This window comes from Anaeromassilibacillus sp. An250, assembly GCF_002159845.1.
In the GTDB taxonomy this organism is placed as follows: domain Bacteria; phylum Bacillota; class Clostridia; order Oscillospirales; family Acutalibacteraceae; genus Anaeromassilibacillus; species Anaeromassilibacillus stercoravium.
In genome coordinates this window covers 1-7,731 of the sequence record NZ_NFJK01000039.1, presented here as the reverse complement: position 1 = coordinate 7,731, position 7,731 = coordinate 1, and the positions used below count along the sequence as shown (strand labels likewise).

Below are 7,731 nucleotides of genomic sequence, written 5' to 3'. Positions count from 1 at the left end.
GTCAGTACACGTTGGTTACGGCCGGTTTGACAGACGGCTGTGATTTCGAGGTCACAGTGGATCTGGCGGCCCTGTATGAGGCGGGCCTTATCAGCGAGGATGATTTGGGTGTCACCCCTGTTACGGTAACCTACACCGCAACCTTGAAGGAAGGCACCACGGCGGGCGATTACTATAACACCGCGTGGGTTTCCTATCCGAATAGCGAAACCGAACAGGATAAAGTCAAAGTAGAAACCTTTAAGATCGACGTCTTCAAGTATGACCAGGCAGACGAAAAGGGCCTGGCAGGGGCAGAGTTTGCCCTTTACGATGAAACGGCGATTGATCAGGACGGCAATTTGATCGAAGGGGCAACGCCGGTCCTGGAAGGAATCGTTTCGGGAGAGGACGGCCATGTGGTCATCGACGGTTTGGACGCCGGGAAATATGCACTGGTAGAGACAAAGGCTCCGGACAACTATGTAAAGAGCGATACGCCTTTGATGTTGACCATTGAAGCGGGTATCGAACCCAATGTTGTCAACGTCAAGTTTGCGAACAGCAAGATCCCGCACACCGGCGGCATGGGCACCATGCTGTTTACAGCCAGCGGTATGGCGCTTTTGGCCATGGCAGGCGCAGTGATGGTTATCCCGCACAGTTCCCGCAAAAAAGAGGAGCGCTGATAGGCCCCTGGGGGCAGTCCCTCAAACGGTGGGAAACGGGAAACCCTTCCAGCCGTTTTGAACGGTAGGAAACGGGGCGCCAGGCGCCCCTGGGAGACATAGGGCGGGGCAAAGCCAGCCGCCGGCTGGACCGTCCATATAAAACCAGATCTTTTTCCTCCATCAACAGAGGGCCCCGCTTTGGGAAATCCGAAGCGGGGCCCTCTGTTTGGAATCGGCCTTTTTTAACTACTAGCAAAAAGTGTTTGCAGATAAAAACAATAGGCCGCTAAATTTTTACGGAAAACATATTTAGCGGCATAGTATTTAAAGGGTTTGGGATATCTAAGAGCTATTTATACAATATTGTAAAAAATTTTTCATTATATGCCCCATTTCTATTGATATTAATGATAGAATCTGCTTTAATTTTACCGATAGTTACATTCAATAAATATGTTAACTGATATGGAGGTTTCAGTTAACAAAAGGAGGTGGGACCGTCTCCGGATTGGCATTGAGCGGCAGAATTGAGCAGGCGGGAGGTCCCCGCCAAGTTGTGTACTGTAAAGGGAAGCTCGACCGCCATGGTTTGGTTGTGCTATAGGCCGCTTTCCCCGCCGCCTATAGGATAAGCCAGATTTGCCGGTTCAGCGGGCTTTACAGGTAGGAAGTTTTTAGGAGGAGAAAAGAGAAAATGAAACGAGTCAGACAAATGATTGCGTTGCTTCTCGCGGCAACGATCGTGTCATTTAGCGCCGTCCCCGCAGGTGCGGCCGAGCAAACTGCCTCTGGCAGCCGCGCTGTTGAAGTGAGCACCGCCGGGAATGTGTTGGCGGATGCAACGATCACTTGCAGTTCGGAAGATTCGGACCACATGGCAAATGGGGAACCGACGGGCCCAATCGCATATCTGGTCGATGGAGACAAGTCCACCCGCTGGGCGGCGACGTCCACCGGAAGCCAGTGGATCAAATTTGATTTTGGAGAGCCCCAGGAGATCGGCTCCCTGATTATCACTTGGGAAGCCGCGTATGCCAGCGACTATTCCATCCAGATTTCGGACGACGACGCGGAGTACACCACCGTATTCCACGACACCCCCAGTTCCAAACCGGATGAGACCCCGATCACCATCGCGCAGACCTGCCGGTATCTGAAATTGACGATCGACAAGGGCGCCACCGGCTACCCGTGCTCCATTTATGAGATGGAGGTCCGGGACGCGGGCAACATTATCACCGCGCTCGAAGACACGACGGCGGAAACCGTCATCGGGACCGCCCCCGTGCTGCCCGAAAAGGTGACCGCGACCTATGCAGACGGCAAGCAGTCCGACGTCAAAGTGACGTGGAACCCCATCCCGGCTTCCAATTACAACCAGGTGGGGACTTTTGAGGTCCTGGGTTCGGTCAGCGGCACAAACCTCCAAGTGACCTGTGTCGTGACGGTCAACCCTGCGGATGAAAGCGAGTACCTGCGCCTGGCCAAGAAGCAGGTCGGCGGAAGGGTGCTGGCGCCCTCTGCGGACTATGCCGATGAGGACGCCGTCGCAGCGGCAGCCACAGAGGTTGCCCAGGAAAAGATCACCCTTGGCGATACGGTTGCCAATGTATCGTGGGTGGAGGACCGCTATGTCCTGACCCTGACCAACGGCGAAGAGAGCTGGACGCTGGACCCCTTCACCGTGAGCTTCCCGACGGAGCGGGACGAGAGCGGACGCTTTGACCTGATGGAAGAGCGCATCGAGTTTGCCCGGCAGATCGGCGACGAGGGCGTCATCCTCCTGAAAAATGAGAACGAAACCCTTCCCCTGACGGAGAACGACCAGGTGGCCGTATTTGGCCGTATGCAGATTGATACCATCCGCGGCGGCCTGGGCGCAGCCTACATGAACCCCGCCTATGAGGTCAATGTGCTGGACGGCCTGCGCAACGTGGGCGTCAATGTGGACGAGACCCTGGCAGAGGTCTATGAGACTTGGTGTAACGACCCGGCAAATAAGAAAGAAGAGATCATCTATACCAGCGACCGTTTCTTCCCCGAGATGCCTCTGGACGAAGAGATGGTCAAGGAAGCCAGCGAGCGCAACAACAAGGCCGTTGTGGTCATTGGGCGCATCGTGGGCGAAAACAACGACATGCAGAACAACAAGGGCGGCTGGCTCCTGACGGACGACGAGACGAAGATGCTTGAGCTGGTCACCAAATACTTCGATCAGGTCACCGTGGTGTATAACAACGGCGTTGTGGCCGATATGGAGTTTGTGGAGGATATGGGCATTGACGCCCTGGTCTTCATGGGTTACGGCGGACAGGAAGGCGGCAATTACGTCGGCGATATCCTCTCCGGCAGGGTCACCCCCTCCGGCAAACTGACCGAGACCGTGGCCAAGAGCTTTGACGCATATCCCGCCGACGAATTCAGCGGCAGCACCACGCAGAAATATACCGAAGATATCTTCACCGGTTACCGCTACTTTGAGACCTTTGATCCCGAGTATGAGACGGTCCGCTATCCCTTCGGTTACGGCCTGTCCTATACGGATTTTGAAATTTCGGATGTATCCGCCCAGCAGGTGGGCACCCACATCGAGGTAACCGCCACGGTCACCAACGTGGGCGACTTCTACTCCGGCAAGGAGGTCCTGCAGGTCTATTACAGCGCGCCCCAGATGGGCACGGGCGAGGCCGTTTTGGGCAAGCCCGGCAAGGTCCTGGCCGCGTTCGATAAGACCGGCCTGTTGGAGCCCGGCGAGAGCCAGACGTTGACCATGACCTTCCCGATCTCCGATATGGCGAGCTTCGACGACACGGGCGTGACGGGCCATAAGAACGCGTGGCTGTTGGAGGCCGGCGACTACAATATCTATGTCGGCAACTCCATCCAGGACGCCGGCACCCGCCAGGTCTATACCTACAACCAGCCGGAGATGCGCGTCATCGACGAAGACCTGACCCAGCTGGATACCATGCTGAACGAGCGCCTTTTGGCGGACGGCACCTATGAGGAGCTCGAAGTCATCGATATCCCTGGCCAGATCAATATCAAAGACGACGTTGCAAACCAGGCGGAAATGGAAAACTATAAGTCCGCCGGCGCGGGCGTCACGGAGACGGACGGCATGCTGTCCATCCCCGCAAACGAGACCGTGTCCTACCAGCTGCAGGTGACCAAGGGCGGCAAGTACCTGCTCAAGTTCGCCTACACCAACAACGGCGAAGCGGTCAAGCTCAACGACGTGCTGGATGTATTTGTAGGCGTCGGCCAGGTGGGCATTGACGACTCCGTAGTTTTGGAAAGCGGCAGCGGCCTGGAGACCGTTGCATTCCAGGTTGGCATCCCCACCGGTGATATCTCCTTTGATTTGACCAGCAAATCCGATGCGGACATCCAGTGGGACAGCTTTACCCTGGAGCGCGACAACAGCGCGGACGTTATCCACAACATCCCCGCCAGCGGCATCGGCAAGGTGGAAGGCGAAGACTATGTGGACGCTTCCTCCGGCGTGCGCTATGAGGACTTCCAGGACGACGGCCAGGGCCAGCCCGGCAGATGCCTGTCCAACATGCGCGCCGGTTCCCGTGCAAACTATAAGCTGAATGTGGAAGAGACCGGAACCTACCGCATGGTCGTCCATTACGCGGCGGTCGGCGAGACCCCGCTGAACACCACGGCCACCTTCCTGATCAACAATATCACCCAGGCCTTCGACGAGGGGATCTCCTTCAAGAACACGGCCATCTCTGGAAACACCTATTACAACTTTGTGGATCTGGAACCCTTGACGGTGATCCTGCCCAGCGGCGAAGCGACGCTCACCATCGAATCCCAGATCGCAGCCTTCCCGAATATCGATTACATCACCTTTGAAAAGGTAGAAGTCCGCGCGGCTAAGGCGTTTGCAGCTGCCAACAATGTCCTCGAAGCCGCCGCAAAAGTCCCGGTCACCTTTGAAGACGTGGCCGAGAACCCGGAACTGATGGACGAGTTTGTTTCCCAGCTTACGATCAATGAATTGGCCACCCTGGGAAGCGGGCAAGGGAATGTAGCCCCCAACACCAATACCGGTTCGATTGGCAACATCCCCTCCCTGGGCATCCCCGGCGTGCAGACCGCGGACGGCCCGACGGGCGTCCGTTTGAACGACATCACTACACCGATCGCTTGGCCCTCCACGAACATCATGGCGAGCTCTTGGAACGAAGAGCTGTGCGAAGATTACGGCCTGGCCTTCGGCAAGGATATCAAAGCTTATGATGTGAATTGCATCCTGGGCCCCAGCATCAACATCCAGCGCAACCCGTTGGGCGGGCGTAACTTTGAGTATTATTCCGAAGACCCCTACCTCACCGGCAAATTGGGCGCTGCGGTGACCCGCGGTATCCAGTCGGTGGGCGTAGCGACGGCTGTGAAACACTTTGCGGTGAACTCCACCGAGTACAGCCGCCTGGCCTCCAACAGCGTGATTTCCGCCCGCGCAATGCGCGAGATCTATCTCAAAGCCTTTGAGATGGTCATCAAAGAGGCAGACCCGTGGTCCATCATGACCTCTTACAACTTCGTCAACGGCACCAAGGCCGCGGAACTGGAACCCATGATGAACGATATTGCACGCGGCGAATGGGGCTATGACGGCGTATTTATGACGGACTGGGGCAACGACTCCAATATCGTCAAAGAAGTACAGGCCGGCGGCGACGTCAAAATGCCGAGCGGCGACTCCAGCGCATTGGTCAATGCAGTCAATGCGGGCACGTTGGACCGCGCGACTTTGGAAGCGGCGGCAACCCGCCTGCTGAACTTGGCGCTCAAGACCGACAGCCTGCGCGAGGAGGATCCCATCGACCACTTGGCGGTAGGAATGCCCGCCGAGGCTTCGAATACCGAAAGCGACGCAAACAGCCCTGCAGGCGCAGTGGATGGCCTGATGTCAACCCGTTGGGCGACCGGTTCGGTTGACCCAGCGTCCCAGCCGTGGTTCCAGGTCGACCTGGGCGAAGTGCAGGATCTGGGCTACCTGCGCATCTCTTGGGAGCATGCACCCCAATCCTATGAGATTCAAGTATCCGACGACGGCGTTGAATTCACGAAGATCGCCGAGTACACGACAACGGCTGCCAGCGGGGCAGGCAACGATTCGCAGGAATTTGACCTGACCGATGTTTCCGGCCGTTATGTGAAGATGCAGGCCACCGAACTTTGGGACGAATGGGGCGCCAGCATCTATGAGCTGGAAGTATACGACACCAGCTATGAGCCGCCGGTAGAGGAAGACGACACCTATGTGGTGCTGACCCGCAACGCTACCGTGTCCGGCGAAAGCACGGGCCTCAAGGAAGGCGACGGCGTGACGGTCATTGCCAACGACGCCCCGCAGGGCTACCACTTTACCGGTTGGAGCACCGTCGGCCTGACGCTGACCTCCGAGCAGCGCGTTTCCCCGGAACTGAACTTCACCATGCCCGCCAACAACGTCATCCTGACGGCGGACTTTGCGAAAGACCGGACACCGGCCGAGCCGCAGCTTCTGACGGTGCAGTGGAGCGGCAACGCATCCATGAGCGTCGAGGGCGAAACGGAGGAGATCATCTCCACAGATGCGATCTATGGCGCGAAGGTGCAGCCGGGCGAAGAGCTGACCTTCACCTTCACCCCGACGGACGGCGCGTTCTCCGGAGCGCAGCTCAACGGCGAGGACATCGAGTTTGCAGCGGACGGCTGCACGTACACCTTCACGATGCCGAACGAGGGCACGACCCTGCGCTTCACGTTCACAAGCGTGGATAAGAGCATCCTGGGAGCTGTCCTGGAGCAGGCCAACGCCGTGCCGCAGGACGTCATCGACGGCCTGGTGCCGGAGGCGAAGGAGTTCTTCGAGAACGCCCTGACAAATGCACAGACCGTTTATGACAACGCGAATGCCACCCAGGAAGAGGTCAACGAGGCGTGGAGCGACCTGCTGGATGCGATGCACCTCTTGGAATTCGAAGCGGGCGACAAGGAGATCCTGCTGCCGCTGATCAACATCGCGGAACAGCTGGCGGAGCGCCTGGACGAGTTCAAGCCGGGCACGACCGAGGGCTTCGAGGAAGCGCTCAACGCGGCGAAGGACGTCTATGCCGAGGAGAACCCGCTGAAGGCGGACGTGGACGAGGCATATGACAACTTGCAGGCAGCGATTGAAAAGTTGGACTTCCGTGCGGATATGAGCGCGCTGCAAAGCTTGGTGGACGAAGCGAACACCTTCGACCCGGACGACTACATCCAGGATGAAGCATTCGATACCTTCAAGAGCGTGCTGGCAGAGGCGGAAGAACTGCTCGCGAATGCGAATGCAGACCAGGCCGACGTGGATGCAAAGGCCGAGGCCCTGACGAGAGCGATGGCAGCCCTGCGCAAGATCCCGAGCAGAGATGAGCTGAACAAGCTGATCGCCGAGATGGAGCGGAAGGCTCTGGACGGCTACACCGACCGCAGCGTGGCGGCCTTTAAGGCGGCTTTGAGCGTTGCGAAGACGGTTGCCGCGGACGAGACCGCAGACGGCCAGGCGATTGCAAAGGCATATACCAACCTGGAAGAGGCCGCGAACAGCCTGGTCAAGGCGGAGAAGCCGAGCACGGGCAACAGCAGCAAGGGCAGCACGTCTGCCAATGTTGGCAACGCATACGGCGCAGCGGGCGTGGTATCCGCAGCCCAGGGCGTGACCAGCCAGCAGGCGTATGTGGTTTCCGACACGACGGTGAACTTCACCTTGAAGAGAGGCAGCGCATACTGCTTCAAGATGACCGTGGTCAACGGCAACGCCATGACGCCGAGCTTCACGGCCGGCAACGGCGATGTGCTCAAGACGCAGTTCGTGGCGAAGATCGGCAACGACTACTATTACAGAGTCTATGCCATCGGCACGCCGGGCCAGAGCACGGGCGTTTACACCACCCTGCCGGGCCAGAACGCGGTCAAGCATTGCACAGTTACGATTGCGTAATCGTGGACGAGACATCGAAATAAGAGGGAAGGCTTTTCCCTAATAAACAGCAAGGACCCAATCCTGAGAATCCTCAGGATTGGGTCCTTCTGTGTT

2 protein-coding genes are annotated in these 7,731 nt (G+C 57.8%); both read left to right on the top strand.

Going from position 1 to position 7,731, the window contains the following annotated elements; all coding sequences use genetic code 11:
* Positions 1-668 (top strand): SpaA isopeptide-forming pilin-related protein (locus tag B5F54_RS17820; RefSeq protein ID WP_275532242.1); only part of this gene is annotated, 668 nt, incomplete at its 5' end.
* Positions 669-1,344: 676 nt separating this feature from the next.
* The gene (locus tag B5F54_RS16760) at positions 1,345-7,635 is read left to right on the top strand and encodes a discoidin domain-containing protein (RefSeq protein ID WP_087235296.1); all 6,291 of its coding nucleotides are present in this window, start codon (positions 1,345-1,347) and stop codon (positions 7,633-7,635) included.
* The last annotated feature ends 96 nt before the right edge of the window (positions 7,636-7,731 follow it).